This is a genomic window from Streptomyces sp. NPDC004629, assembly GCF_042873595.1.
Classification (GTDB): domain Bacteria; phylum Actinomycetota; class Actinomycetes; order Streptomycetales; family Streptomycetaceae; genus Streptomyces.
Genome location: NZ_JBIALO010000009.1, coordinates 100153 through 126118, shown reverse-complemented (window position 1 = coordinate 126118; position 25966 = coordinate 100153). Strand labels below are relative to the sequence as shown.

Here is a 25966-nt window from a genome sequence, read left to right as displayed (position 1 = left end):
CTGTGCCCCATCACGACAGCTCCCGAGCGATAGACCTGGCCGTCCTCGACATGGCCGGTACCACCATCGCGGACAACGGCACCGTCGAACGGGCCGTGGACGAGGCCCTGTCCCTCGCCGGCCTCGACGCGATCGCCCCGGAAACGCTCCGCCCCCTGCGCGGCATGGCGAAGACCGACATGTTCAACCGCCTGACGCCCGACCCCCACAAGGCCGCCGAAGCGCACCGCGCCTTCGTCGACCTCATGCTCAAGGCGGCGTCCGCCGGTGAACTGACCGCCAAGGACGGAGCCGAGGACGTCCTCGTCGGCCTGCGCGAACGCGGCGTGCGGACCTGCCTGATGACCGGCTTCGACGCCGCGGTCCAGGACGCACTCCTCGAAACCCTCGGCTGGCGCGACCTGATCGACCTCACCGTCGCCCAGTCCGGAACACTCCGGGGCCGCCCCTACCCCGATCTGATCCTGTCCGCGGTCATCCAGCTCCGCATCGACGCGGTCCAGCGCGTCCTCGTCGCCGGTGACACGGTCAACGACCTGCTCGCCGGCACGCGTGCCGGAGCCGGGCACGTCATCGGCGTGCTCGGCGGAGCGCACGACCGCGCACACCTGCGGACCGCACCGCACACGGCCATCGCGGCCGACCTGAAGGACGTGCTCCGCAGCCTTTCTTAGGGCAGGCACGGCGGCGGTCTCCGGCGCAGGCGCGCTCGTATGGCGGCGTTTTCCCGCGCAGGCGCGCTCCGGGCGAGCCACGCCGTCCGCCGGTGGGCAGCGGCCACGCAGCCGACCGATCACCACGCTGAAGATCCTCAACAACCGGGACACCCCATGCACTCGCCCTGCCGCCCGGCGCGGTACGACTCCGACGATCGCCGCGACGCCGACCCACCGGCGCCCGACGCAGGCGGCGCGCTGATGCACAAGGGGTGCTCACGGGCAAGGGAGCCGATGACGCCGGGGACGGAGGCCGCTCGGACGAGCCGGCTGTCCCTGCGTATCGCGCACTGGAACGCGCACCGGACGCACGACGACCACCGGGGCCGCCGGCACGGGTTCGTCGACGAACCCGGCCGCCATGACTTCGACGTGATCTGCCTTCAGGAATGCCGGACCGACGGCGACGACAGGCAGGCCGACCGTCTGCGGCCCCACCGCACGATCGTGAGACACCTTGAGTCCATCGAGAGCGAACCACCACCGCCGCTCGTCGGCGCGGACCACGACGCGGAACCCGACAGCGGCGAACTCCGCCGGCTGACCGGTGCCGACGCGGGAGCGGCCGGTGACACGAGCCGCGAGCCGTACCTCGCCGGCACAGGGCGGCGAGACGACTCCGCCGGGCACACGGTCGACGCGTCGGCCGACCCGCTGGTGAGGTTCGCCCGGGGACGCAGGCGCACCGACCACCTGCTCGCCGGTACCGCGCCCCGGGACCGCTGCTCCCACGGACGGACCGCCGAGGACTGCGGGCAGCCCGGCGCCGGGCCGGACAGGCCCTCATCCGACCACTACGGCCTGTGGTCCCAGCTGCCGGCCGTGCCGCCGCTGCCCACGGCGCCGGCCGCTGCCCGGCGGCCGGCCGACGAGCCACCGAGCGTGGGAAGGAACGGTCCCGAGGCATGAACAACGCACTCTCCTCGCCGCACAACGAGAGGCCCCGGCGCGCGGATGGCGAACGCCTCTCGGGCGGCTACCGGTTCCAGGACGCCCCGGGGTCGAAGTCCATCACGGCACGCGCGCTGTTCCTGGCCGCGGCGGCCCGAGGAACGACGGTGCTGCACAGACCGCTGGTCGCCGACGACACCGTGGGGTTCGCCGAGGGCCTTGCCGCGCTCGGCTACCGACTGGAGCGCACGCCGGGCCGGTGGACCGTCGAGGGCCGCCCGCAAGGACCGGCCGCCGAAGAGGCGGCGGCCTTCTGCCGGGACGGCGCCACCACCGCGCGATTCCTTCCGGTGCTGGCCGCGGCCGGTCACGGCGTCTTCCGTTTCGACGCGTCCGCCCAGATGCGCCGCCGCCCCCTCGGTCCGCTCACCCGGGCACTGCGCGCCCTCGGTGTCACCGTCATCCACGAGGAACGGGAGGGCCACCACCCGCTGACCGTTCATGCCGACGGGATCAGCGGAGGGCACATCACGCTGGACGCCGGACTGTCATCCCAGTTCCTCACCGCCCTGCTGCTGGTCGGTCCGCTCACCGAGCGCGGGCTCACCATCACCGTGACCGACCTGGTGTCCGCGCCCTACGTCGACATCACGCTGGCCATGATGGAGAGCTTCGGGGTACCTGTGCACCGCGACGGCGACACCTTCACCGTGCCCGCCCAGCCCTACACGGCCACCGACTACACGGTCGAGCCGGACGCCTCCACCGCCGGCTACTTCCTCGCGGCCGCCGCGCTCACCGGCCGCCGTGTCACCGTCCCCGGACTCGGCTCGGGCAGCCTGCAGGGCGACCTGCGCTTCGCCCGGGTGCTCGCCCGGATGGGCGCACAGGTCATGCTGACCGAGGACGAAGTGAGCGTCACCGGAGCCCCGGGCGGACGGCTTGCCGGCATCACCGTGAACATGCGTGACATCTCCGACACCATGCCCACGCTCGCCGCCCTCGCACCGTTCGCCGAGGGCCCGGTCCGGATCGAGGACGTCCACAACACCCGGATCAAAGAATGCGACCGGCTCGAAGCCTGCGCCGAGAACCTGCGTGCCCTCGGGGTCCCGGTCCTGCTCGGACGGGACTGGATCGAGATCCGGCCCCGCCGGCCCCGCCCGGCACACATCGCCTGCCACGGCGACCACCGCATCGCCATGGCCTTCAGCATCACCGGTCTGCGCACCCCCGGTATCACCTTGGACGATCCCGGATGTGTGAAGAAGACCTTCCCCGGCTTCCACCGAGCGCTGGACGACCTCCGCAATTCCTGAGCCAGACCGTTGTGTCAAGGTCGAGGCAGTTCGTAAGCTGACCATTCGTAGGGGGTTGAAACGATTCAATCCCTTGGGGGGAGGGACACCCCCTTCCGGCGCACATCGTCGTGCGCGTACGAAAGGACTCTCAGCCGTGGCCGAGGACAACAGAACCCCGCTGAGCCGCCGACACCTGCTCGGCATCGTGACGGCGGCAGCGGCGGGGGCCTCCCTCCCGCTCGCCGCCGCACCGAACGCCGTGGCGGCGAACGGCACGGCACCCGGCGGACGCGCTTTCCCACCCGCGGACCTTCAGGTCAACTCCCGCTCCCAGCCCCTCGGTACGCACACCACGCCGACGTTCAGCTGGGTGCCTCCGGTGGCCCGGCAGAGCGCGTACGAGATCGAGGTCGGCACCGGGCCCGGCAAGGCGGACGTCTGGCGCAGCGGAAAGGTGACGGGACCCGACAGTATCGAGGTGGCCTACCGAGGCGGCGCGCTGCGCTCCGAGCAGCCGTACTTCTGGCGCGTACGCACCTGGGACGAGCACGGCACACCCGGGGCCTGGAGCGCGCCCACCACATGGGAGACCGGCCTGCTCAACGGCGAGAAGGACTGGGCCGGGGCGCGCTGGATCGGGGGACGGCAGCCGCAGGACCACGACTGGCAGGATCTGACCGCGACGGTCGTCTTCCGCGGCGGTGCCGACCCGGCCGGCGGGCTGGCCCTGCTGCTGCGCGCCGAACCCATCGGCAAGACCTGGGGCGAGGGCCTGAACTGGACCATCCGGCTCAGCGGCGACGACATGCAGCTGGTCATGACGACCAGCCACTACGCCGGCAACACCTGGGTGGACGACGGCACCTCCGAACCGGACTGGGGCGTCAACCACTACGACCCGCAGAGCGAGACCAATCCCACCACCGCGGGCACCCGCGGTGTCCCGGTCGGCACGGTCACCCTGCCCGCGTCGGCCGGGCTGACCAAGGACACCTGGGCCGTGCGCGATCACACCGTGGTGGTGACGGTGCGCGGGCTCGCCGTGACCACCACGGTCAACGGCGTCGAGGTCGACCGCCGCACCCTGACCGGCGATCAGATCCGCCGTCACGGGAGCTTCGGCTTCGCCGGCGGCACCTCGGCCACCGTCCGCAGCGTCAAGGTCACCGGCACCGGTGCCCCCGACTTCTTCGCCGATCTCACCACGGGAGCCAACCCGTTCGAGGCCGGCATCGGCACCCTCGACGGACTGACCTTCCCGCCGAAGAACCCGTACATCCCCAGCAAGAACGCCGTTCTGCCCATCGCCAACCCGGCACCGTTGCTCCGCCGCGCCTTCACGCTGCCCCGCGGCCGGCACATCGCCCGAGCACGGCTGACCCTGAGCGCCGCGGGCAACGTGACCTGCACCGTCAACGGCGACCCGCTCACCGTCGACGGCCGGCGGGCAGCCCGGGACGGGACCAATGTGCCCCGGCTGCTCACCGACCAGAGCACCTACGACCGCACGGTCCTCTACGACACCTTCGACGTCACCGCGCTGCTCCGGGCGGGCCGCGAGAATGTCGTCGCCGCCGAACTCGGGCGCGGCTGGTACGGGGTGACGACACCGCAGGAGTGGTACTGGCAGCTCGCCCCCTACGCCGGAGCGCCCCGGCTGCGTGCCAAACTCGTGGTGACGTACACCGACGGCTCGGCCACCACGCTCGTCACGGACGAGGACTGGCGCACCGCCGACGGGCCCACCACCTTCGACTCCGTCTATTCCGGGGAGAAGTACGACGGCGGACGAGCCGAAGGACTGGGGCGGTGGCGCTCGGCCGGCTACCGCACGGGACGTGACTGGCGTCCGTGCACCGTGCTGATCCCACCGGGAAGCTGCTGTGGCCCCTCGCCGAAGCACCACGGCGCCCTGCCGGCCACCAAGGTCCCCGAGGGCTTCACACCGGCCGTCCTGCGGGCGCACGAGGCGGAGCCGGTGCTGGTCAACCAGACACTGCACCCCGTCTCGCTCACCGAGTCCGCACCCGGCTCCGGGACCTGGGTCCTGGACTACGGGCAGATCCTCACGGGTTTCGTCCGCCTGCGGCTCACCGGCGTACGCCCCGACAAGGAAGGCATCGCCCTCCGCATCCGCGGCGGCAACCGGATCACCGGCGGCGACGGCACGGCCGGCTCCCCGCTGTCCGTCGAGGAGGAGAACTTCCAGCACGACGCCGACCTCCAGACGCACTACTACATCCTCGGCAGGCGGCCGGAGCAGAGCTGGGAACAGCAGTTCAGCCACTTCGGCTTCCGCTACCTGGAGGTCCGCAATCTCGAAGCGGTCCTCGGCCGGAAACCCGACCTGAAACGCGACGCAGGCCTGCTGACCGTCGCCGTCGCCCGCTCCGGCTTCGCCCGCACGGGCATGTTCACCACCGACAACGCCCTGATCAACCGCATCCAGCGCAACCTGGAGTGGGCCGAGCAGAACAACCTGGTGCAGAAGCCCACCGACACCCCGTCGCGGGAGAAGAACGGCTGGACCGGCGACGCCATGGCCAGCTCCGAGTCCCAGTCGCTCACCTGGGACGTCAACGCGGTCCTGACCACCTACCTGCGTCACTTCCCCGACACCCAGATCTCCACCGGCCAGCTGCCCATGATCGTCCCCGTCGCCAAGGGCGGCTACGGCTACGACCGCACCCCCGGCTGGGACGCCGCGTGGAAGGCGGTGCCGGCCTGGGATTCCGCATACTTCGTCATCCCGGAGGAGCTGTACACCCACTACGGCAACAACAGTCTGTTCGCCGAGCTGTACGACCACCAGGACGCCCTTCTCACCTCCTACGAGAGGCTGTTCACCGCCGAGAACGACTACACGTTCGAAGCCTCCCTCGGCGCCTACTCCGGCGCGGAGAGCCCCGGCAGCAACGCCGTCATCAGCCTCGCCTTCTACATCCACTTCTGCGACTACATGGACCAGGTCGGCCGCCGCCTCGGCCGCACCGAACGCGCCGCCCACTACGCCCGCATGGCGCGCACCCTGCGCAGGGCGTTCATCGCGAACTACTGGGACGCGCGGCAGGGCCACTTCACCGAAGGCAGCATATCCAGCGAGAACACCCTGGCCATCGCCTTCGACCTGGTTCCCGGTTCGGACCTGGACCACGACGACCCGCGCCGTCTGGCGGGCACGAAGACACTCGCGGAGAACAAGAAGGCCCTCGCGAAACTGCTCGCCGACCGCATCGCGGGCGCGGACCACCACATCCAGAACGACATGTACGGCTCGCGCTACGAGTTCAACATCCTCAGCGAGTACGGCTACACGGACATCGCCCTCAAGGCCGTCACCCAGACCGGCGTGCCCGGCTACGCCTACCAGATCGCCAAGGGCGCCACCTCACTGTGGGAACAGTGGACCGACCGGCTCTCGGTCAACCACCACTACCGTTCCAACGTGGCCACCTGGTTCTACCAGAGCCTGGCCGGAATCAAGCCCACCTCGACCGCCTACGAAACGCTGCGTATTCGCCCGCACATCCCCTCGGTCCCGGTCAACAGCCGCGTTCCGAAGGACACCCAGGACACCGACCTGTCACCCGCCACCCTCGATCGGGTCAGCGCCTCCATCGACACCGTACGCGGCAAGGTCACCTCCCGGTGGCACCGCCGTTCGGACGGCAGGATCGAACTCGCGGTCACGATCCCGTACAACACCGAGGGTGAGATCTGGGTACCCACCCAGGGCAAGCCGGTCACGGCACCCAGGGAGGCCACCTTCGTCCGCGACGACACCTGCGGGGGAGCCGCCTACAAGGTCTACCGGGCCCTGGCGGGTTCCCACCGCTTCAACGCCCGCTGATCCGACCGGCCCGAGGCCCAGCCGGCCGGCTGGGCCTCGGACCGGTGTGCGCCGAGGCCCCTTCCTTGCCGTCGACCCTGGTCACCAGGTAGTCGTACGTGCCCGTGCCCTCCTTGAGCACCACCGGGCAGCCGCTCGGCACCTCGGCTGACCCATGGCTTCAGGACGGCGGGGGAGTACTACGAGATGGCCCGGAGCCGGCCGTGGGGCCGGCGGAGCCGGTCCAACTCCTCGGCCGTCCGGTCGTCCGCGGGGAGGAAGACGACCAACTGCTGTGCGTCCGTGGGAAGGTCCAGCGTCTCGCGGAGCAGCTGGAACTCCTGTCCCGCCGGGTGGTTGAGCCGGAGAACTCCACGCGGCGGGATCACATGGCCGTGCAGACGGCGCGTGAAGTCGGGGCCGGCCACCGGGGCGAGCTGTGCGGTGAGCCACTCGGCGCTTTCCACGGACGGTCCCCGCCACAGGTCGAAGGCCTGCTCGTCGGCGACCGCGTCCCAGTCGGCGAAGAACGTCCTGGCACGGGGGTCGGTGAAGACGTAACGGGTGAGGTTCGGGCCGTCGGCGTCGAGCAGCCCGGCTTCGCCGGTCAGCGACGCGAATCCGCTGGTGTGGGCGAGCACGTCGCCCAGCCGGTTGGTCACCATGGCGATGCCCGGTTCCAGGAGGTGGAGCATCTGCCGGACGGACGGTCGCACGTCCCGGCTCGGCGGGGCGGGCCGGCTGTGGGCGGAACACACACCCCCGGTGATCTTCGCGAGGTGGCGCAGATGGTCGCGCTCCGACGGGCCGAGGCCGAGCGCGTCGGCGAGCGCGTTCACCACCGCCACCGAGGGATTGCGGTCACGGCCCTGCTCGATGCGGGTCAGGTACTCGACGCTGATACCGGCCCGTGCGGCGAGGTCCACGCGGCGCAGCCCCGGCGACCGGCGGCGGCCGTGATCCGGCAGCCCCAGCGACTCCGGCTGGATGCTGTCGCGCTTGGCCCGGATGAAATCCCCCAGTGGCGTGCCCATGAGGCGAGGATACGGCGCCGTCGACGGGTCGTGGCGGGCCGAGGCCGGCCCTGTGAGGGCCAGCCTGAGCACGGTCTGGTTGCGGCCGGGCGACGGCCCGACCGTGGTGGGCATGAACAACACACACAAGCTGGTGATCATCGTCGGCAGCGTCCGCGAAGGCCGGTTCGGCCCGGTGGTGGCGGCGTGGGTCGCCGAACAGGCCCGTCTGCACGGTGGTTTCGATGTGGACGTCGTCGATCTCGCCGAGTTCGACGTCCCGTTGGCACTGCCCGCGGTGTCGCCGAAGGCCGCCGGCGCCGACTACCCGCGCCCTGCCGGCCTGGCGGGTCTGACATCGGCCCTGGCGGGCGCCGACGCGTTCATCGTGGTCACACCCGAGTACAACCACAGCTATCCCGCGTCCCTGAAGGCGGCCATCGACTGGCACTTCACCCAGTGGACGGCCAAGCCCGTCGCGTTCGTCAGCTACGGCGGAGCGGCGGGCGGCCGGCACGCGGTGCTGCATCTGGAGAACGTACTGACCGAGTTGCACGCCGTGACCGTCCGCGACGGTCTGGTCTTCCCGAACTACTACACCGCCTGGCAGGACGGCCGTCCGCTCGATCCCGCGGCCGCCGGATATGCCAAGACCCTGCTCGACCAGCTGACCTGGTGGGCGGGCGCACTCCACACGGCACGCGCGTCCGCCCCCTATCCGGCCTGAGCCGTCCGCCTGCGCGACCGCAACCTCATCTGCGAGGTCTCCGCGGTTCCAGCACCTCGCCACACCTGCCCGGGCGGCTACCACCGACGAGGGCGGCCGTGGCCTGGTCCTGATCGCCCAGTTCGCCCAGCGCTGGGGGACCCGCCACACGGCTCACGGCAAGATCATCTGGACCGAGCAGGCCACCGACGGCGGGGCCACGGCCCCCACCGCCGACCTGGCCGACGCGCTCCTCGATCAATGGGATGAAGGAGAACCCCCTTCGCCCCGCCCCGAACACCCCCGCCACCGTGACACCCTGGACCCGCCGGCCGTGGTTCCGGGGCGGCGCGTCAGACGTGTCCGCGGCGGATGAGGCCGAGGTCGGTGGCGGCGGCGACGGCGGCGGTGCGGGAGTCGACGCCGAGTTTCGTGTAGATGCGGGTGAGATGGGACTTGACGGTGCCCTCGGTGAGGTGAAGGCGGCGGCCGACGGCCTGGTTGGACAGGCCGTCGGCGACCAGAGCGAGGACTTCGGTCTCGCGCCGGGTCAGGGCGGCGCCGGGTGTACGAAGCCGGTTCATCAGCCTCTCGGCGACCGCGGGGGCCAGGGTGGTCCGGCCGACGGCGGCGGTACGCACCGCGGCGGCCAGATCCTCGGGAGGCGCGTCCTTGAGGAGATATCCGGTGGCACCCGCTTCGATGGCGGGCAGGGTGTCCGCGTCGGAGTCGTACGTGGTGACGACCAGAACACGGGGAGCGCCCGGTCGAGCGGTGATCCGAGCGGTGGCCTCGGCGCCCCCCATGCCTTTGCCGAACTGCAGGTCCATGAGCACGACGTCGATGTCGCCCGCGGTGGCGCGGGCCACGGCATCCTCGGCCGTGGCGGCTTCCGCCACGACGACGATCCCGGGTTCGGTCTCCAGGACGGCGCGCAGCCCGGCCCGCACCACGGGGTGGTCGTCGGCCAGGAGGAGGCGGATGGGAGTGTCGGTCACGGGCGGGCCTCGGGCTCGGGTTCGGCGGTTGGGGCGAAAGGCAGTCGGGCGGCCAGGGCCGTGCCCTGACCGGGGGCGGATTCGAGGGTCAGGGTGCCGCCGAGCGCGTGCATGCGGGCGCGCATGGCCGCCAGACCGAAGCCGCCGCTTCGCGGGTCGGGCGCGAGCACCTGCGCCGGATCAAAACCCGTACCGTCGTCGACGACGGACAGGGTGATGTGGTCGCCGCGGTAGGTGAGGGTGACCTCGGCGGTGCCGGCGAAGGCGTGGCGGACGGTGTTGGCCAGGGCGGACTGGGCGATGCGCAGCAGGGCGACCTCGTGCGCGGTCGGCAGCGGGGCCGGCGGGCCGGCGAGGTGGAAGCGTGCGGTGAGCCGGTGGCGGGCGCCGACGCCGGCGCACAGGCGTTCCAGGGCGTCGGCCAGGGTGCTGCCGTCCAGGGCGGGCGGGGTGAGGGCGGCGACGAAGCGGCGGGCCTCGGCGAGATTGTCCACGGCAGCCAGGCGGGCCGCCTGCACATGGCGGGCGGCGGCGTCGGGCCGGTCGGGCAGGGAGCGTTCGGCGGCCCGCAGGAGCAGTTGGATGCTCGACAGGCCCTGGGCGAGGGTGTCGTGGATCTCCCGGGCCAGTCGCTCACGTTCGGCCAGCACCCCGGCCGTGTGCTGCGCTTGAGCCAGATCGGCGCGGGTGGCGGTCAGCTCTTCGATCAGTCGCCTGCGGTGTTCGCTCTCCCGGTACAGGGCCCGGTATCCCCACACCACGACGACCGCTACGGCGGCGCCCAGGGCGGGACCGATCACCATGGCGACGCTGAAGGAGCCCTGATGGGCGGCGAAGGCGGTGATCGCGGCCAGAGCGGTTGCGGCCACGGCGGTGAGTCCGGCACGGCGGGGCAGCAGATGGAGCTGGAGGAAGTACAGCGGGAAGGCCACCCACACCCCGTCGGGGGACAGGGCCAGCAGCGCCAGCCAGCCGGCGCCCACGACGGCCAGCCACCCGGCGGCGGCCCGCCGGGAGCGGCGCACCGAGGGCAGGATCGGCCCGAGCATGTACACCACGGCACAGGCCGCCGTCATCGCGAGGATCCAGCCGGCGTGCGGCCGGCTGTCGGCCAGGGCGCGGGCGCCGGCCAGCACGAGCAGGCTGATGACCAGCAGGTGCAGGCACCAGGCCAGGGCACGGCTGGTCGGGGTCGGGGCAGGGGCAACAGGGTTCACAGCCCTCCCAGCCTAAGGAAAACAGCCTCCGTGCGGCCTCCATCGAAAGTCACAATCCGCCGGATGCCCATCGATCCGCGAAGTGCGGCCTCCTGCCAGAGGCCCACCCGCGGTGCCACGGGAGACGGTGGAGGCGTACCGCATCCATCACCGGAAAGGGCAGGCCGAGGCCGTGTTCGTCGCCTGGAGAGATCTCAGGTTCGCCAAGGGGCGCTTCGCCCTGATGGCAACCGTCATCGTGCTGATCACCCTGCTGGTCGGTCTGCTGTCCGGGCTGACCGCCGGGCTGGGCCGGCAGAACGTCTCCGCCATCACCGGCTTGCCCGTCGGCGAGATCGCCTTCGACGCTCCCGGGGACGGGCAGGCGTTGTCGTACGCCAACTCCACGGTCACCGAACAGCAGTGGCAGCGGTGGGCCAGGACGCCCGGCGTCACCCGGGCCGAGCCGCTGGGCATCACCACCACCAAGGCCACCGCGGGTCGCACGAGCGCCGGTGTCTGTGTCTTCGGCGTCCGGCCCGGCTCCCGCCTCGCACCGGACAGCGGCAAGATCAAGGAGGACGCGGTGGTGCTGTCGACCACGGCCGCCGACGACCTCGGTCTGGGCTCCGGCGACAGCCTCACCCTCGCCGGACAGCGGCTGACGGTGGCCGCCGTGCGGGGCGACGCCTCCTTCAGCCACACTCCGGTGATCTGGACCGACCTCGACGTCTGGCGGAAGATCGCGCCGCCCCTGGGCAGGAGCGGCAGTCCGACCGCGAGCGTGATCGCCCTGAACACGACCTCCGGCGTCGACGTGGCGGCGGCCGACCGTGCCGCGGGCACGAAAACGGTCGCCAGGGACGACTCGCTGTCCGCGATCGGTTCCTACACCGCCGAGAACGGCTCGCTGCAACTGATGCGCGGCTTCCTGTTCGTCATCTCCGCACTGGTCATCGGCGCCTTCTTCACCGTGTGGACGATCCAGCGCGGCGGCGATGTCGCCGTACTGAAGGCCCTCGGCGCCTCCACCGCTCATCTGCTGAAGGACGCCCTCGGCCAGGCCCTCGTCCTTCTCACCGGCGGAACCCTGATCGGCACCGGCATCGCCGTCGGCGTCGGCGCCGCCGTGGCCGGGTCCGCCGTGCCCTTCGTCCTCACCCCCGCCACGGTCCTCGTCCCGGCCGCGGTGATGATCCTGCTCGGCGTGCTCGGGGCCGCCCTGGCCGTCGGCCGCATCACCTCCGTCGACCCGCTGACCGCACTGGGGAGCGCCCGATGAGCCTGAACCTGGCCGGCATCACCCTCACCTACCCGGACGGCGACTCCCGTCTGACCGCCCTCGACCACCTCACCCTCGACGTCCCCGACGGCAGCCTGACCGCCGTGGTCGGTCCTTCCGGCTCCGGCAAATCCAGCCTGCTGGCCGTCGCCGCCACCCTCATCACCCCCGACGCCGGCACCGTCACCATCGACGGCACCCCCACCACCGGCATGACCCGCGGTGAACTCACCGACCTGCGCCGCCACCGGATCGGCATGGTCTTCCAGCAGCCCAATCTGCTGCCCTCCCTCACCGCGGCCGAACAACTCCAGGTCATGGCCCACATCGACGGCCGCCCACCGGCCGGGGCCCGCGGCCGGGCCATGGAACTCCTCGACGCGGTCGGCCTCGCGAGCCACGCGCACCGCCGCCCCCACCAGCTCTCCGGCGGCCAGCGTCAGCGCGTGAACATCGCCCGCGCGCTGATGAACGACCCCACCGTCCTGCTGGTCGACGAGCCCACCAGCGCGCTCGATCACGCGCGCGGGGCCGCCGTCGTCGATCTGATCATCCGCCTCACCCGCCAACGGGCCACCGCCACCGTCCTGGTCACCCACGACCGCGCCCACCTCACCGCCGTCGACCGGATCGCCGAGGTCCACGACGGACGACTCGACCTGGCACCGGCCTGTTGAACTCTCCGCTCAGGGCGCTCGGACCGAGAGGGGCGCGGCCGGGAGCGGCCCCCGCGGCGCCGACGGCATCCGAGCGCACACTCCGACGCGGCGAGGCGTGCCCTCCTCGGGGAGCAGCGCCCGCCGGCACGGCTCCCCCCGCCGATCCGCACACGTTGCACGCACAGCTCGACCTGTTTGATCCTGGAGGCGGCAGGCCGGCCGTTTCCTTGCCGGCCGCTCGTGCCGATCGTCCGGAGGTGGGTCCGTGACTGAGGCTACCGGCAGGGTGGCGCTGGTGACCGGGGCCAGCAGCGGAATCGGTGCGGCCACCGCGCGCCTGCTGGCCGCCCGGGGGATGCGGGTGGCGGTCGACTACCTCCACAACGGCACGGCGGCCGAGGAGGTCGTCGCCGGCATCGAGGCCGCAGGTGGTCACGCCATGGCCGTACGGGCCGACGTGCGCGATCCGGCGGCGGTCGAGAACATGGTCGAGCGGGTCCAGGCGGCCTGGGCCGGTATCGGTGTGCTCGTGAACAACACGCCCACCCCGTATGCGATCAAGTCGTTCAGGGACATGACCTGGGAAGAACTGGGCCGCAAACTCGACGACGAGATGCGCGCGGCGTTCACGGTCACCAAAGCCGTCCTGCCCGCCATGACCGAACAGCGCTGGGGACGCATCATCTATCTCGGTAACGGCCTCAGCCGCCGGCCCCGGGCCGGCATGATCGCCCTGGGCACGGCCAAGGCCGCACTGGCGCAGTTCGCCCGGTACCTCGCCCAGGAACTGGGCCCGCAGGGCATCACCGTCAACGTCGTCGAGCCCGGCCCGGTCGAGGACACCCGGATGACACACGTGCCGGACGAGGAGCACAGGCGGCGGCACACGGCCGCCACCCCGCTCGGCCGGCTGGCACACCCGGACGACGTCGCACACGCCGTCGCCTTCTACGCCGGAGAGGACAGCGCCTTCATGACCGGCACCACGGCCGCGGTCAACGGCGGGATGGCCATGTACTGACGCCCCGCCGGCCCCCGCGCAACGCCGACGCCACCGACGTCCAGGCACACAGCTCCCCATAATGTCCGTACACGCCATACGTGTGGAAAGAAGGCGAGTGTCATGAAGTTCGCAGTGATCGGCGGGACCGGTCTGATCGGGTCCCGTGTCGTGGAGAACCTGAACGCGGCCGGGCACCAAGCCGTCCCGCACTCCCCGTCCACGGGGGTGGACCTCATCACCGGCCAAGGGCTGGAGGCGGCCGTGGCGGACGCCGCTGTCGTCGTCAACCTGACGAATTCCCCGACCTTCGACGACGCGTCGCTCGCCTTCTTCCAGACCTCGATGGACAACCTTCTCGCCGTGAGCGAGAAGGCCGGGGTCGGGCACTTCGTGATCCTTTCGATCGTCGGCGTGGACCAAGTGCCCGAGCTGGCCTACTACCGGGCGAAGGTGCTTCAGGAAGACATCCTCAAGGCCGGGCCGATCCCGTATTCCATCGTCCGTGCCACGCAGTTCATGGAGTTCATGGACGCCACCCTGTCCATGACAGCCGACGGCGACACCGTCCGGCTGCCGCGCACGCCCCTTCAGCCGATCGCCGCAGCGGACGTCGCCGGTTGTGTCGCCGAGGTCGCCGCCGGCAGCCCCCTGAACGGAGTCGTCGACATCGCCGGTCCCGATGTGTACCCCCTCGACGAACTCGGCCGCCTCACCCTGACCGCGAAGAGGGACAGCCGCTCTGTCATCACGGATGACACCGCCGGCATGTTCGCGGCCGCCCACGGCGACGTCCTCACCGCTCCCAAGGACGCCCGTATCGCCCCCACCCACTACACCGACTGGCTCTCCTGACCACTGCCTCACCGGTCGCGCGCCAGGGAGAGGAGTTCCGCGAACAGGCCGCCGGCGTTCGCGAGGTCCTCGTACGTGCCCTGTTCGGTGACTCGGCCCTTTTCCATGACCAGGATGCGGTCGGCGAGCCGGGTGTTCTCCAGTTGGTGGGTGACGACGATCGTCATGCGCTCGGCGGCGATCCGCTTGATCTCCAGGAAGATGGCGTGCTCACCGCGGGCGTCCATCTGCGAGGTCGGCTCGTCGAGGATCAGGAGCGGGGTCTGCCGGTAGAGCGCGCGGCCGCACACGAGGCGCTGCCACTGCCCGCCGGACAGTTCGGCGCCGCCCCACAGCTCCTTGGCGAGGAGGGTGTCGAGCTGCCGGGGCAGCTTCTCGATCGCCTCGCGCATGCCGACGGCATCGACGACGTCCCACACCGGCCCGTCGTCGTACGTCTTCGGCTGGCCCAGGGTGATGTTCTCGCGGGCGCGCAGGGGCCAGCAGGCGAACCCCTGCGGGACCAGCGCGGTGCGTTTCCACAAGGCGTCGGTATCGACCTGGGCCAGATCGTTGTCGTCCCACAGGACGCGGCCCTTGTCGGGCAGCAGAATCCCGGTGATGAGTTTGGCCAGGGTCGACTTGCCCGAGCCGTTCTCGCCGACGACGGCCAGGATCTCGCCGCGGCGCAGCGAGAGCGAGACCCCCGCGACGGCCGGTTCCTCCTTGCCGGGGTACTGGTACACGACTTCGTCGAGGCGGATCTCGTCCACGTGTTCCGGGATGGTCGATGCGCCGCGTTTGCGGGCGCGTTCACCGGCCATGTCGAGGAAGGACCGCATGTCGGCCAGATAGAGCGAGGTGTGGAACATCGCGGCGCCATGGATGACGCATTGGGAGAGCGCGGCCAGGGTGGTCTGGACGGCGACGACGGCGGTGGCCGCGACCGGCAGGGCGACCCGGCCGGTGGTCGCCAGCCAGGCGAGGGTGGCCCAGGCGCACAGCAGGAAGATCCCGCCCAGGGCGCTGGTCGCCAGGACGATGCGGAGCATCCGTGGAGCCGCGGTCAAGGTGCGCCGGTCGATCCGGTCGGACAGGGCGCGGTACCAGTAGACGAGGTAGCCGGTCATGCCGTTGGCGCGGACCTCGTCGCCGTAGCGGGAGTAGGTGGCCCACCAGCGCATCATGGAACGCACGTTGCGGTCGCCCAGGTTGAGGTAGTGGGTCTCGTAGTCGACGCGTGCGGACAGTACGGCCCCGGTGCCGGCCGGGAGCACGGCCAGCAGGAGCAGGGGCAGCATCAGCGGGTGCAGCGCGGTGATGACTCCACTGGCGGCGATCATGCGGATCAGGGCGGACATGAACCGTTGGGCGTCCTGCACCATCATCCGGGTCCGGGTGACACCGACTTCGGCGGCCTCCTGCCGGTCGGCGAACCCGGCCTCCCCATAGGCGGAGGACTCCACGCGACACACGGCGTCGACGAGCGCGATGTCCGCTTCGGTCATCAGCAAAGGGGTGATTCGCCCGTCGGCGTACGAGGACAGGGCGCTGCTGACGCGGCCGATGGCCGCGGCCGTCGTCACGACGACCAGGGCGGGCAGTGCGGCGTGCAGCCGTTCGGACACCGGGCCGGCACCCAGGATGTGTGTCATCGCCTGTGTGGTGAAGGCAAGGACGACGGCGGCCGCGACACCGGTCAGCAACTGGCAGCCGAGGAGCAGCACGACGCCGGACCTGTCGACGGCCCATGCCATCCGGGCCGTGTGCCCGAGCACCGAGGGAAGGCGTCGGCACATCGCCCCGAAGCTGGCGTCCGCCAGCGGGTTCTTGCCGAATTTCCCCTCGAAGGTGAGGGTGGCCGGGGGCGGAGGGGGCGGCGTCTCCGCGTTGGCAGTCGAGGCGTCAGTCACAGTCACCCGCATCCCTTCGAGGGTCCGTGCCGCGCCTGGACGGCTCGGCGGTGCACGGCATAACGACCCGTCGTCGGAATCGAACGCGCTCGCTTTCGGACGTGCTGAGAGCCTTGGAACGCAAGGGCTCGAACGCGTGGACGCCGTGCTGGGGCCGTCGGGGGAGGGCGGTGCTTGGCCGAATCGCCGCTGCCGGAAACAGGAGTGGCCCATGAGGTCAGGGCAGGATCGCGTCGATGTATCCGCCGTCGACGCGCAGGGCGCCGCCCGTGGTGGCCGATGCCAGATCGGAACTCAGATAGACCACCATGTTGGCGATCTCCCTGGGTTCGATGAGGCGTTGCAGCAGGGACTGGGGCCGGTGCTGCTTCATGAAGGTGCGCTGCGCCTCGTCCCAGGGCAGGTCGCCGTCGACGAGTTGGTAGATGAAGTCCTCCACGCCCTCGGTGTGCGTGGGGCCGGCGATCACACAGTTCACCGTGACGCCGCTGCCGGCGGCCTGCTTGGCGAAGCCGCGGCCGACGGCGAGCAGAGCGGTCTTGGACATGCCGTAGTGGATCATCTCGGCGGGGATCACCACCGCCGAGTCGCTGGCGATGTACTGGATGCGTCCCCAGCCCCGTGCGCTCATCCCGGGCAGGTACCTGCGGGTGAGGCGGACCGCGGCCAACACGTTCACCTCGAAGTAGCGGCGCCATTCCGCGTCGGTGATCTCCAGAGGGTCCTTGGCGCCGAAGATCCCGAGGTTGTTCACGAGGATGTCCACCTCCGGCAGGACCGCCCCGACGCGGTCGGTGCCCTCCTCAGCGGCCACGTCGGCGGCGACGGGGGTGAACTCCCCGCCGGGCACGTCGTGCCGAAGGCGCTCGACGGCCTCCTGGACCCTGCTCCGATCCCGGCCGTTGACCCCCACTCGGGCGCCGGCCCGGGCCAGCTCCGCCGCGATCGCGGCTCCGATGCCCTGTGTGGAGCCGGTGACCAGAGCGGTCCGCCCGGACAGGTCGATACGCATGCCATCCCCTTTCGCACCGCGGACGCCACGTCCCCCCTCGGAGGCGGCTGGGGGAACGCAACGCCGTGACGGACCGCCGCCGCCCGCCACCGCCCGCCATCCTCGTGGACCCGTTCGACCGGAGGCGGCAGACACGCGGGGCACCGGCCGCCGTCACGGCCTCGCCACACCGGCAGGCGCACTCCTCAGCCCGCGTGCACGGTTCCCGCGTATCGCTGCGCGAACCGGGTGCCGCTCCCCGCGGTGACGGTGACGTCGTACCGTCCGTCGTCGGTACGCCACGTCAGCCGGACCCGGCCGCCCGCACGGACCCACACGGTCTGCTCCTTGCCGGCGAAGTCGTTCGGCGTGAGCGTGAAGGCCACCTCGGTGCCGCCGTCGTTACGGAGGTCGAAGTCCACCGTCGCGTTCTCCGGCCGCCCCAAGTGCCGCAGGGCCGCCGTGACCGCCGGTACCGCCACATCGTCCTGGTCCGCACGGACGACGGTGCCGGAGAAACGGCGGACGAACCCGTCGGCGCCGTACACGGAGAAGTCGTAGCGGCCGTCGGTGGCCGCCGCGTCCCAGACGTAGGTGCGTGACGAACGCGGCGGGACCGTGAACGGCGTGCCGGTGAAGGGCAGCGCGATGTTCGGCAGCACGGTGAAGTGGTAGCCGACGCTGCCGTCGTTGGTGAGGGTGCAGGTGACCTTGCCGGTGCCGCGGTCGACCTTCACATCGGCCCACGGCCGGTACGGCAGTGGCCGGTGCGGGCGCTCGCCCTGCTCCTGCCCCGGCATGGACTGCTCCGTGGGGACCTTGACGCCCGGCAGGGAGTTGCCGGCGTCCGCCTTCGCCATGAGCGCGACCGTGTCCGGCAGGGCGGGGATGCTGTAGTCGGCTTTGGTGAAGTCGAAGCAACTGGTCAGGTCGCCGCAGACGGTACGCCGCCAGTCGGAGATATTGGGCTCCTTCACACCGGTGACTCGTTCCAGGAACCGCAGCACCGATGTGTGGTCGAAGACCTGGGAGTTGACCCAGCCGCCGCGTGACCACGGCGACACGACCCACAGCGGCACCCGGCTGCCCAGGCCGATGGGCTTGCCGTTCGCGAACTCGTCCTTGGTGCCCGGCTCCGGGAACGGGGGGACGACGTGGTCGAAGTACCCGTCGTTCTCGTCGTACATGAGCAGGAAGACGGTGTGCTTCCACACCTCGGGGTTGGCGAACAGCGACTGGAGCGCGGTGTCGACCCAGTGGGCGCCGTAGTCGGGGCTGGCCGCGGGGTGTTCGCAGAACAGATACGGCGCCACCAGCCAGGAGACCGTGGGCAGGGTGCCGTCCTTGCAGTGCCGGTCGAACGCCGTGAGGTCGAACTTCGTCATGGCGTTGATGTAGCGCGGGTCGTCCTTGGGGAACTCGTGGAACTGCTTGAAGTACGACAGTGCGTTGTCGTCGTAGTCGCCGTAACGGTCGTCCGAGCCGTCGGGGTTGTGGTAGACGCGCCAGCTGATGCCGGCCTCTTCCAGGCGCTCGGCGTATGTGGTCCAGTCGGCCACCGGGTTGTTCGTGACCGGGGTGTTGTCGGTCCACGGGCCGGTGGTGCCGTCGACGCCGGGTCCCGCCGTGCCGGTCCACAGGTAGAGACGGTTGGGGTCGGTGGGACCGTTCAGCGAGCAGAAGTAGCCGTCGCAGAGGGTGAAGGCGTCGGCGAGCGCGTACTGGTAGGGGATGTCCTCACGGGTGAAGTAGCCCATGGTGCGCTCGCCCTTGGCGGAGACCCACTTGTCCATGGCGCCGCCGTTGACAGCCGTGTGCCCGGTGTCCCAGTCGTGCGGGAGCCCGCCCGCGTTCTGCGCGTTGTACTTCGTGGTGTCCATGCGGAAGGGCAGGAGGTGGCCGTCCTTGCGTCCGCGGTCCGGCTGGCGGAACACGGTGTCGCCGCTTGCGAGCACGCTCGCCTGCCGGTCGCCGAAGCCCCGAACGCCGTTCAGTGTGCCGAAGTAGTGGTCGAAGCTGCGGTTCTCCTGCATCAGGATCACCACGTGCTTGACGTCGGCGATGCTGCCCTGCCGGGTGTCGCGTCCGGCTGCCTCCGCGGTGCCGGGGAGTCCGGCCGCGACGGCGGCGCCGGCCGCGGTGGTGCCGATGAAGGTGCGGCGGCTGATCTCAGTCATGGGAGGAAGGTCCTTCAGGTCGTTTCGGTGGTCAGCCGCGGGCGGACAGGGAGAAGGTGACGACGGCGGCCGCGTGGTCGGAGGGCCAGCCGTTGGCGGAGTTGTCCGGCACCGGCCGGGGCCAGCCGGTGACCAGGCTGTGTGCTTCCAGGACCTTCAACCGGCCCGCGTACTGGATCTGGTCGATCCGGTCCTGGGGTTCCGCGCTGCCGTCGTCGCGTCGCGGCCGGACGGGGGACCAGGTGATACCGGGCGCCTTCACCGGGTTGGGGTGGGCGACGCGGTAGGCGTCGACGAGGCCGGCCTGCTCCAGGGTCTCGGTGACCGGCCAGCGGACCCGCCCCACTCCCGTGTGCGCGGACGCCGTCCGGCTCGTCCAGTCGTGGTGCGAGGGCGAGGCGAGACCTGCGGCCAGCACGACGGGGTTGCGGGAGGCGAGATCCGTCCGCATCGCGGCCACCAGCGCCTGTGCCTGCCGGTAGCGCGCCGTGCCCCGCTCCGCCGCCTCGACCTGAGCGGCCGTCCGTCCCGCCAGCAGCGCGTACGGGCCGTAGTCGGCCTCGTCCAGCTGGGCCGTCCACAGCCGCACCGTGCGGTCGCCGGGCAGGTGCAGCGTCGCCGCGGCGGCCGGGAGTGCCGCGGTCGGCGCGACGACGTCGGAGAGCGGGTAGTGGCTCACGATGCCGAGACCCCCGGCCTGGTGCACATGCCGGCCGAGCGCCCCGGCGAGCTTCGCGGCCGCGCCGTCACCGCATTCCTGGAGCGCGACGACGTCCAGGCCCTGGGTGAGCACCAGCCGCACCTGCTTCTCCAGGAAGCCGTCGACGTGGGTGCCCGCGTCCCACAGGTTCAGCGTGGCGACCTTCAGCCGGAGCCGGTCCCGCGAGGCGCGCACGGGCACCTGGACGGTGACGGTGTCGCCGCCCACGGCGCTGTCGCTGACGGCGGCCACCACCCGGCCGGGTGTCCGCGGCGCGAAGGCCGGGACCCTGCCGCTGACCGTGCCGTCCGCCGACAGCGACAACCACGGGTCGCCCGCGACCCGTTCGAAGGTGGCGCTGCCCGCGGCATTGCCCTCCGGCCTGACCCACAGGCCGCCCAGCTGCATCGAGAAGGACGTGCCCGTGGTCTGCGGGGCCGTGGTGACGGCGTCCACCACCGCGTGCGGACGGGGGATCACGGGGCGGACCGCGAAGCTGAACGCGGCGGTGCGGGCCAGGATTCCGTAGCCGTCCTTGGCCAGCAGGTAGGCGGTGTACGGGCCGCCGCTGAGTCCCGAGGTGTTGATCGTGATGTCGCCGACGGCCCCCGGGGTGTACTCCCAGGCGAGGGAGGCGCCGTGGCCGGGCTGCCGGTCGCCGTCGTAGACGCCGATCCAGTTCTTCGCATGGGGTGCGACGGTCGTCCAGTGGAAGGAGACCTTGTCGCCCTCGTACGGGGTGGGTGTCGTCAGCTTGATCGAGTCGCCGGTGGGTGCGCCGGCGAAGCTGAAGGGCTCGGTCCTCGCGAGGATGCCGTAGCCGTCCTTGGCCAGCAGATAAGCGGTGTACGGGCCGCCGTTCAGGCCGGAGGTGTCGAGGGTCGTCTGCCCCGAAGAGCCGGCGACATATGCCCAGACGAGGGAGCCGTTGCCGCTGCCGGGCAGCCGGTCGCCGTCGTAGACGCCGATCCAGTTCTTCGCGTCGGGCGCGTCCGTCGACCAGGTGAAGGTCAGCTTGTCGCCGCGCTGCGGGGACGTCGGGGAGCCGATCGTGATGCTGCTCCCGGACGCGGCGACCTCTGAGGGGGACGGCATGGTGGTGGGTCCTCTCCGCCCCGGACACCGGCGCGGCGGCACCCGGGTGAGCAAAGAAAGTTGTCTGTATAACTTCGCTCCCAGCAAGCAGTCCCGCGGCGACGGGACCGTGAACGACGGGTTGCCGAAATTCGGGAAACAGAAGGAAATCTGAAGATCCCGTGTGCGGGTCGGTGCCCTGACAGAGCTTCCCCGAAGGCGGTGTCCTTGGCCACGCGGTCACGGCAGGGATGCGGGGCTGCTCACTGGCGGCCGAAGAACTCCACCTCGGCGACGGCGACCCGGCGGTCGGCGCGGACACCGTAGGCGGCGTCCACCGTCAGCCTCACCCGAGTCACCTCCGAGCCGCCCACGTCGAAACTCTGCTGGCCGGGCGCGTCGTTGAGGTTGATCGCCCTGGTGGTGCGCTCACCCCCCGCGGACACCAGGGTGACGGTGATCTCCGACGGCCGTGCCTGGGTGAGGAATTCATCCCCCTTCGCCGAACTCCCCGACGTGATCAGCAGTTTCTGCAGCCGCACCGGCCGGTCGAACGCCGCGTCCAGATACTGGCCCGCGCCGGGTCCGCGGCCGGCGGGCGCCCAGTAGCGGTTGCTGAACCCGTCGAAGGCCGACTGCGCCCGATGGGCCGGCGACTCGCTGGACGCGCTCACCTTCACCGGGTGCAGCGGTTTCGGGTCACCGGCGCGGTCCTCGGTGAACGTGAGCACGTCGGACAGGTGGGACCGGACCAGCCATGCCACGGCGGCGAGCACGAGCAGCAGCACCGGCAGCGTCAGGCGCGGCCGGGGCCACCTGCGGCGCTTGGACGTGGGCCGGTCCCCGGCGGCCAGCGGACGCTCCCGGCGGCTCGGCACGAGCCGACGCCACCACGGCGGAGCGACATCCCGTGCCGGCGCCGGCGCGGGGTCGAGCAGATCGCCGCAGTGGACGCAGAGCCTACGGCCGTACGGGTTCTGCCGACCGCACGAGGGGCAGCGCCGCGTGGCCGGGGGCGGCGGGGTGCCGGGCCGGGGCGGTGCCCACGGCGCCGCGGACGAGGGCGTGGGCGCCGCGTCCGCAGGGTCCGGGCGGTGGTCCGGTCCGGTCCCGGAGTCGTCGGGCTGGGGGTCGCCCGGCCGCACCGGTGCCGCCGTGGGGACCTCGGGGTGCGCCGGGGCCGGGACGGGGGCGGGCGACGGCGATCCCACGGCCGGCGCAGCCGGGGGAGCCGGGGGAGCCGGCGCAGGCGGAACGGGCGGGGGAACGGCCGGCGCCGTGGCGTCGGGCGGCCGGTCGCCGGCCCGATCCGCCGTGGCCTCCGCTGTGCCGTCCGGCGGCTGCGCCTCGTCGTCCCAGCCGAGGAACGCCTGGCAGGAGCCGCAGAAGCGGGTACGCGCCGCATTGCGGTGACCGCACTCGGGGCAGATCATCACGCACCCGTCCCGTCCGACGCCACGACGACGTCCACCGCGTACGGAACATGCGCGGGCACCTCGGCGGTCATCAGCCGCTCCAGCCGTACCCGCGTCGGGGCGACGGCACCTTCGTCCGCCACCCGCAGCCGCACCCTCAGCCGGGGCCCCGCCGACCCGGGCAGCGCCGACCCCGGCTCGGCGGACCAGGACGTGGCGCCGCTCTCCTCGATCTCCGGTTCGACACCCGTCTCCATCCGGATCGCCGCCGCCAGCCCGTGCCGCGTACCGCGTGCGCGGTGCCGGGCCACCGCGCCGGACACCAGGGCGCGACGCTGGTGCACCGGCCGCTCCGGGTCCGCCTCCACCGCGACCCACCCGGCCAGCCACGCCAGCAGATCCTCGGGTGCGGTACGCGGATGCAGATGGGCGGGCAGGTTGTCCAGGGTGAGCAGCACCGGCGCCAGCACCTCGTCCAGCGCGCTCAGAAACCGTTCGACGAACGGCTGCTCCAGGTAGACCGCGGGCAGTTGATGCAGCAACGGGTGCGGCGTCGGCAGCCCGGGAAGTCCTTCGCGCACTCACGCCTCCCGTACCCGGAGCTGGTGTTCGTAGCTGAACACCAGCGCATGCCGGTCCAGTTCGATCCTCGCGGTGGCCTCGGCGCGCTGTCCGCTCACCGGGTCCGCCGGAAACAGCCGTACATCCTCGACCAGGTCGACACCGGGCACCCGTTGCAGCACCGCGAACACCTCCCCGGAGTGCACCGGCCGCCCGAACGGCCAGCCCCGCCCGTCCGGCCCGCCCGTCAGCGGGTTGAAGTAGCCGTACAGCGCGGTCAGGGCCGCGTTCCGCAGCCGGTCGGCCGCCGCGCCACGGGCCGCCACCACCGAGGCCACCACGGTGACGCCCTGGTAGTACGGCGGCTCCACGGCCAGCCGGGTGCCGATCGGGCGCCGCTCGTCCAGATACGAGGCGATCATCGCCAAGGTGTCCCGCGGCGGGACCAACTCCTCGAACCGGATCCGCCCCTGCACGTCTCCCCGCCCGGCCGGAACCACCAACAGCCGTACTCCGGCGGCCTGTTCGTCCCCCTGCTCGGCCGGCTCCCGGTCGTCCGCCGGGCCGGCCGGGACGCACGCCACCCGGGCGGCGTCCGGCGCCACCTCACGGGCCAGCAACTCGTAGTCGCGCGGCACCACGGCCCGGTGCAGGGTGCGCAGCGTCATCGGCCCCCGCACCCGCGCGTTCTGCACCGTTTCGCCGTCCACCCCGCCCAGCGCGGGCCGCCGGTTCTCCACCCGGGCCACGAACGGCAGCGAACTGCGCAGCACCCGCAGCGTGCCCCGCGCCACGTTGCCCCGGTGTCCGCCGCCCGTGCGGTAGGAGCGCACCCGCACCGGGGCGCCCTTCGGCGGCACCGCGCCGTACAGCCGGAGCGTGCCGTCAGCCTCCCGTACGGCGGGACCGAAGTCCACCTGACCCGAGTTGGGGTCCAGGGTGAAGTGGCGGTCGAACGGGGTGGAGTGCGCGAAGTCGTCCACCCGGGTCCACTCCACCCAGCCGGGCCCCTCCGCGACCTCCACCACGAACGGCTCCTCGCCCGCCACCACCGGCGGCCGGGCCAGCCGGAAACCCTGCCCCGCAATCCCCTCCGACAGGCCCAGCGCCTCTTCCGCCACGGGCTCGGCGTGGGCGGCCGCCACCGTGCCGCCGATGCTGAACGCGCTCGCCCGGCGCACCGTCGGAGACGCCACGTACGTCGGCTGGTCCGCCGCCGCCTCCATCAGCCGGCAGCGCAGCCAGCCACCGGATCGCCCGGCGACCATCGAGGCGGTGTGCCCGGCGGGCACATGCAGGATGACCTCGCCCGCCTTGTTGAACCCTCCGGTGTCGTCCTTCTCCACCTCGCACGCCACCCAGGCCGCGCCGTCCCACGCCTCCCACCGCAGCGGCGGGCGGCGCGGGTCGACACCGACGCCGTCCACCCGGCAGTCCAGCCGCAGCACCACCGCACAGCCCGGCACCGGGGCGGACAGCCCGAAACAGAGGCAGTCCCCGGCGGCGGGCGCGGCGCTGAAGCACGGCACATCACGGCCGAGCGCCAACTCCTCGGACCGGTCGGCGGCGTTGCCGTCGGCCGGCCAGGTGACGAGATGGGACAGCTCGCACGGCACCACCGACAGGTCCCGGCCGGTGGTGAACACCACCGCCTCCTCGGTCTCGGTGCGCACCGTGGCGACCTCCGTACCCGCCCGCACCCGCACCGTGTCGGGCTGCGGCGCGGACAGCCAGAACGTGACCTCGGTACGGGCGGCCGTCGGGGGGAACAGCCGTACGCCGATGAGGTCGAGGAAGGTCAGATAGTTCTTCTCCGGTACCCGGTTGAGCCGGTAGACGAGCTGGTCGACCATGGTGGCGAACGCCTCGATCAGAGTGACTCCCGGGTCCGACACATTGTGGTCGGTCCACTCGGGACAGCGCTGCTGCACCAGTCGTTTGGCCTCGTCCACCAGGCCCTGGAAACGCCGGTCGTCCAGATCGGGGCTGGGGAGCGTCACCGGGATCCCCCGCCCGTACTCTCGCCGTCCGGGATCACATAGAACGGGAAGACGAGGTTGCGCGGGTCGTTGGTGCCGCGTACCGCATAGCCGATGACGATGTACAGCACCCCGTTGTCCGCCTCGTCGAACCGTACGGCGACGTCCGCCACCTCGATCCGCGGCTCCCACCGCTCCAGCGCCAGTCGCACCTCGTAGGCGAGTTGCCCGGCCGTGCCGGCGTCCGCGGGCGCGAACACATAGTCGCCGAGCGCGCAGCCGAACTCGGGGCGCATCGGACGCTCGCCGGGCGAGGTGGCCAGGACCAGCCGGATCGACTCCTCGATCTCCCGTTCGTCCCTGACCAGCGCTATACCGCCGGTGGCGTCCGTGCGGGGCGGGAAGGCCCAGCCCGCACCGATGAATTGACGGCTCATCAGCCCTGTCCTCCGATCTGCACGGTCGGGCACCCGGCCGTGATCGGCGCGCCGCAGCCCGCCGTGTCACCCACCCGGGCCGCGGGCCGACCGCCGATCAGCACGCTGGAACTGCCGGGTGCGACGATCGCGGACGGGGCGTGCGCGGCGGGTGAGGCGCACTGGTGCGGGGTGCCCACGGTGGCCGCCAGCTGCCCGCCGATCAGCACGGTGGGCTCTCCGGGCGGGCCGACCACCCCGGGATGCCCGGTGGGGTCGCCGACGCGTGCGGCTGCTGGCATGTGCTGTGCCCCC

The 25966-nt window shown here is 71.7% G+C and carries 21 protein-coding genes and 1 pseudogene; 10 read left to right on the top strand and 12 right to left on the bottom strand.

The window, feature by feature from the left end; translation table 11 throughout:
• Positions 1-2: 2 nt before the first annotated feature.
• From ACFYTE_RS15730 to ACFYTE_RS15715, 4 genes are all read left to right on the top strand, one after another.
• A complete protein-coding gene (locus tag ACFYTE_RS15730) occupies positions 3-674 on the top strand; it encodes an HAD family hydrolase (protein ID WP_388709852.1) in 672 nt (223 codons plus the stop codon).
• 276 nt (positions 675-950) lie between these two features.
• Complete coding sequence (locus ACFYTE_RS15725; RefSeq protein WP_388709850.1) at positions 951-1625, top strand: hypothetical protein; 675 nt, start codon at positions 951-953, stop codon at positions 1623-1625.
• Complete coding sequence (gene aroA, locus ACFYTE_RS15720; protein WP_388709848.1) at positions 1622-2926, top strand: 3-phosphoshikimate 1-carboxyvinyltransferase; 1305 nt, start codon at positions 1622-1624, stop codon at positions 2924-2926. Before ACFYTE_RS15725 ends, aroA begins: the two co-directional genes overlap by 4 nt.
• A 136-nt stretch (positions 2927-3062) precedes the next feature.
• Positions 3063-6758 carry a family 78 glycoside hydrolase catalytic domain gene (locus ACFYTE_RS15715; RefSeq protein ID WP_388709846.1) on the top strand — a complete coding sequence of 1232 codons (3696 nt, stop codon included), beginning with the start codon at positions 3063-3065 and terminating at the stop codon, positions 6756-6758.
• A gap of 179 nt (positions 6759-6937) precedes the next feature.
• Here ACFYTE_RS15715 and ACFYTE_RS15710 read toward each other — a convergent pair whose 3' ends face one another.
• Positions 6938-7771, bottom strand: a complete 834-nt coding sequence (locus ACFYTE_RS15710) for a helix-turn-helix transcriptional regulator (protein ID WP_388709844.1) — start codon at positions 7769-7771, stop codon at positions 6938-6940.
• Between the two features lie 112 nt (positions 7772-7883).
• Here ACFYTE_RS15710 and ACFYTE_RS15705 point away from each other — a divergent pair, with 112 nt between their 5' ends.
• Both ACFYTE_RS15705 and ACFYTE_RS15700 read left to right on the top strand, forming a co-directional pair.
• Positions 7884-8477, top strand: a complete 594-nt coding sequence (locus tag ACFYTE_RS15705; RefSeq protein ID WP_388709842.1) for an NADPH-dependent FMN reductase — start codon at positions 7884-7886, stop codon at positions 8475-8477.
• Between the two features lie 9 nt (positions 8478-8486).
• A pseudogene (locus tag ACFYTE_RS15700) lies at positions 8487-8727 on the top strand (ATP-binding protein); the annotation flags it as partial.
• An 82-nt stretch (positions 8728-8809) separates the two neighbouring features.
• Here the strand turns inward: ACFYTE_RS15700 and ACFYTE_RS15695 are convergent.
• Complete coding sequence (locus tag ACFYTE_RS15695) at positions 8810-9454, bottom strand: response regulator (protein WP_388709840.1); 645 nt, start codon at positions 9452-9454, stop codon at positions 8810-8812.
• On the bottom strand, positions 9451-10671 hold the full coding sequence (locus ACFYTE_RS15690; RefSeq protein ID WP_388709838.1) for a sensor histidine kinase: 1221 nt from the start codon (positions 10669-10671) through the stop codon (positions 9451-9453). Before ACFYTE_RS15690 ends, ACFYTE_RS15695 begins: the two co-directional genes overlap by 4 nt.
• Positions 10672-10843: 172 nt before the next feature.
• Between ACFYTE_RS15690 and ACFYTE_RS15685 the strand changes: the two genes are divergently transcribed.
• The 4 genes from ACFYTE_RS15685 (at position 10844) to ACFYTE_RS15670 (ending at position 14446) form a co-directional block, all read left to right on the top strand.
• On the top strand, positions 10844-11932 hold the full coding sequence (locus ACFYTE_RS15685; protein WP_388710161.1) for an ABC transporter permease: 1089 nt from the start codon (positions 10844-10846) through the stop codon (positions 11930-11932).
• Positions 11929-12609 (top strand): ABC transporter ATP-binding protein, encoded by a 681-nt coding sequence (locus tag ACFYTE_RS15680; protein ID WP_388709837.1) that lies wholly within the window; start codon positions 11929-11931, stop codon positions 12607-12609. Before ACFYTE_RS15685 ends, ACFYTE_RS15680 begins: the two co-directional genes overlap by 4 nt.
• Positions 12610-12856: 247 nt before the next feature.
• On the top strand, positions 12857-13612 hold the full coding sequence (locus ACFYTE_RS15675; RefSeq protein WP_388709835.1) for an SDR family NAD(P)-dependent oxidoreductase: 756 nt from the start codon (positions 12857-12859) through the stop codon (positions 13610-13612).
• 102 nt (positions 13613-13714) lie between these two features.
• Positions 13715-14446: an SDR family oxidoreductase gene (locus ACFYTE_RS15670; protein WP_388709833.1), complete on the top strand. Its 732-nt coding sequence runs from the start codon at positions 13715-13717 to the stop codon at positions 14444-14446.
• A gap of 8 nt (positions 14447-14454) precedes the next feature.
• Here ACFYTE_RS15670 and ACFYTE_RS15665 read toward each other — a convergent pair whose 3' ends face one another.
• The 9 genes from ACFYTE_RS15665 to ACFYTE_RS15625 form a co-directional block, all read right to left on the bottom strand.
• A complete protein-coding gene (locus tag ACFYTE_RS15665) occupies positions 14455-16350 on the bottom strand; it encodes an ATP-binding cassette domain-containing protein (protein WP_388709831.1) in 1896 nt (631 codons plus the stop codon).
• A gap of 205 nt (positions 16351-16555) precedes the next feature.
• A complete protein-coding gene (locus tag ACFYTE_RS15660; RefSeq protein ID WP_388709829.1) occupies positions 16556-17350 on the bottom strand; it encodes an SDR family NAD(P)-dependent oxidoreductase in 795 nt (264 codons plus the stop codon).
• Between the two features lie 185 nt (positions 17351-17535).
• The gene (locus tag ACFYTE_RS15655) at positions 17536-19506 is read right to left on the bottom strand and encodes a phosphocholine-specific phospholipase C (protein ID WP_388709828.1); all 1971 of its coding nucleotides are present in this window, start codon (positions 19504-19506) and stop codon (positions 17536-17538) included.
• Between the two features lie 31 nt (positions 19507-19537).
• Positions 19538-21301, bottom strand: coding sequence for a hypothetical protein (locus ACFYTE_RS15650; RefSeq protein ID WP_388709826.1), 1764 nt, complete (start codon positions 21299-21301; stop codon positions 19538-19540).
• A gap of 242 nt (positions 21302-21543) precedes the next feature.
• Positions 21544-22158: an NADase-type glycan-binding domain-containing protein gene (locus tag ACFYTE_RS15645; RefSeq protein WP_388709824.1), complete on the bottom strand. Its 615-nt coding sequence runs from the start codon at positions 22156-22158 to the stop codon at positions 21544-21546.
• Positions 22159-22712: 554 nt separating this feature from the next.
• Complete coding sequence (locus ACFYTE_RS15640; RefSeq protein WP_388709822.1) at positions 22713-23276, bottom strand: phage tail protein; 564 nt, start codon at positions 23274-23276, stop codon at positions 22713-22715.
• A complete protein-coding gene (locus ACFYTE_RS15635) occupies positions 23277-25256 on the bottom strand; it encodes a putative baseplate assembly protein (RefSeq protein ID WP_388709820.1) in 1980 nt (659 codons plus the stop codon).
• Positions 25253-25672, bottom strand: a complete 420-nt coding sequence (locus tag ACFYTE_RS15630) for a GPW/gp25 family protein (protein WP_351740965.1) — start codon at positions 25670-25672, stop codon at positions 25253-25255. The genes ACFYTE_RS15635 and ACFYTE_RS15630 overlap by 4 nt, the downstream gene beginning before the upstream one ends.
• Positions 25672-25953, bottom strand: coding sequence for a PAAR domain-containing protein (locus ACFYTE_RS15625; protein ID WP_388709817.1), 282 nt, complete (start codon positions 25951-25953; stop codon positions 25672-25674). Before ACFYTE_RS15625 ends, ACFYTE_RS15630 begins: the two co-directional genes overlap by 1 nt.
• Positions 25954-25966 lie beyond the last annotated feature (13 nt).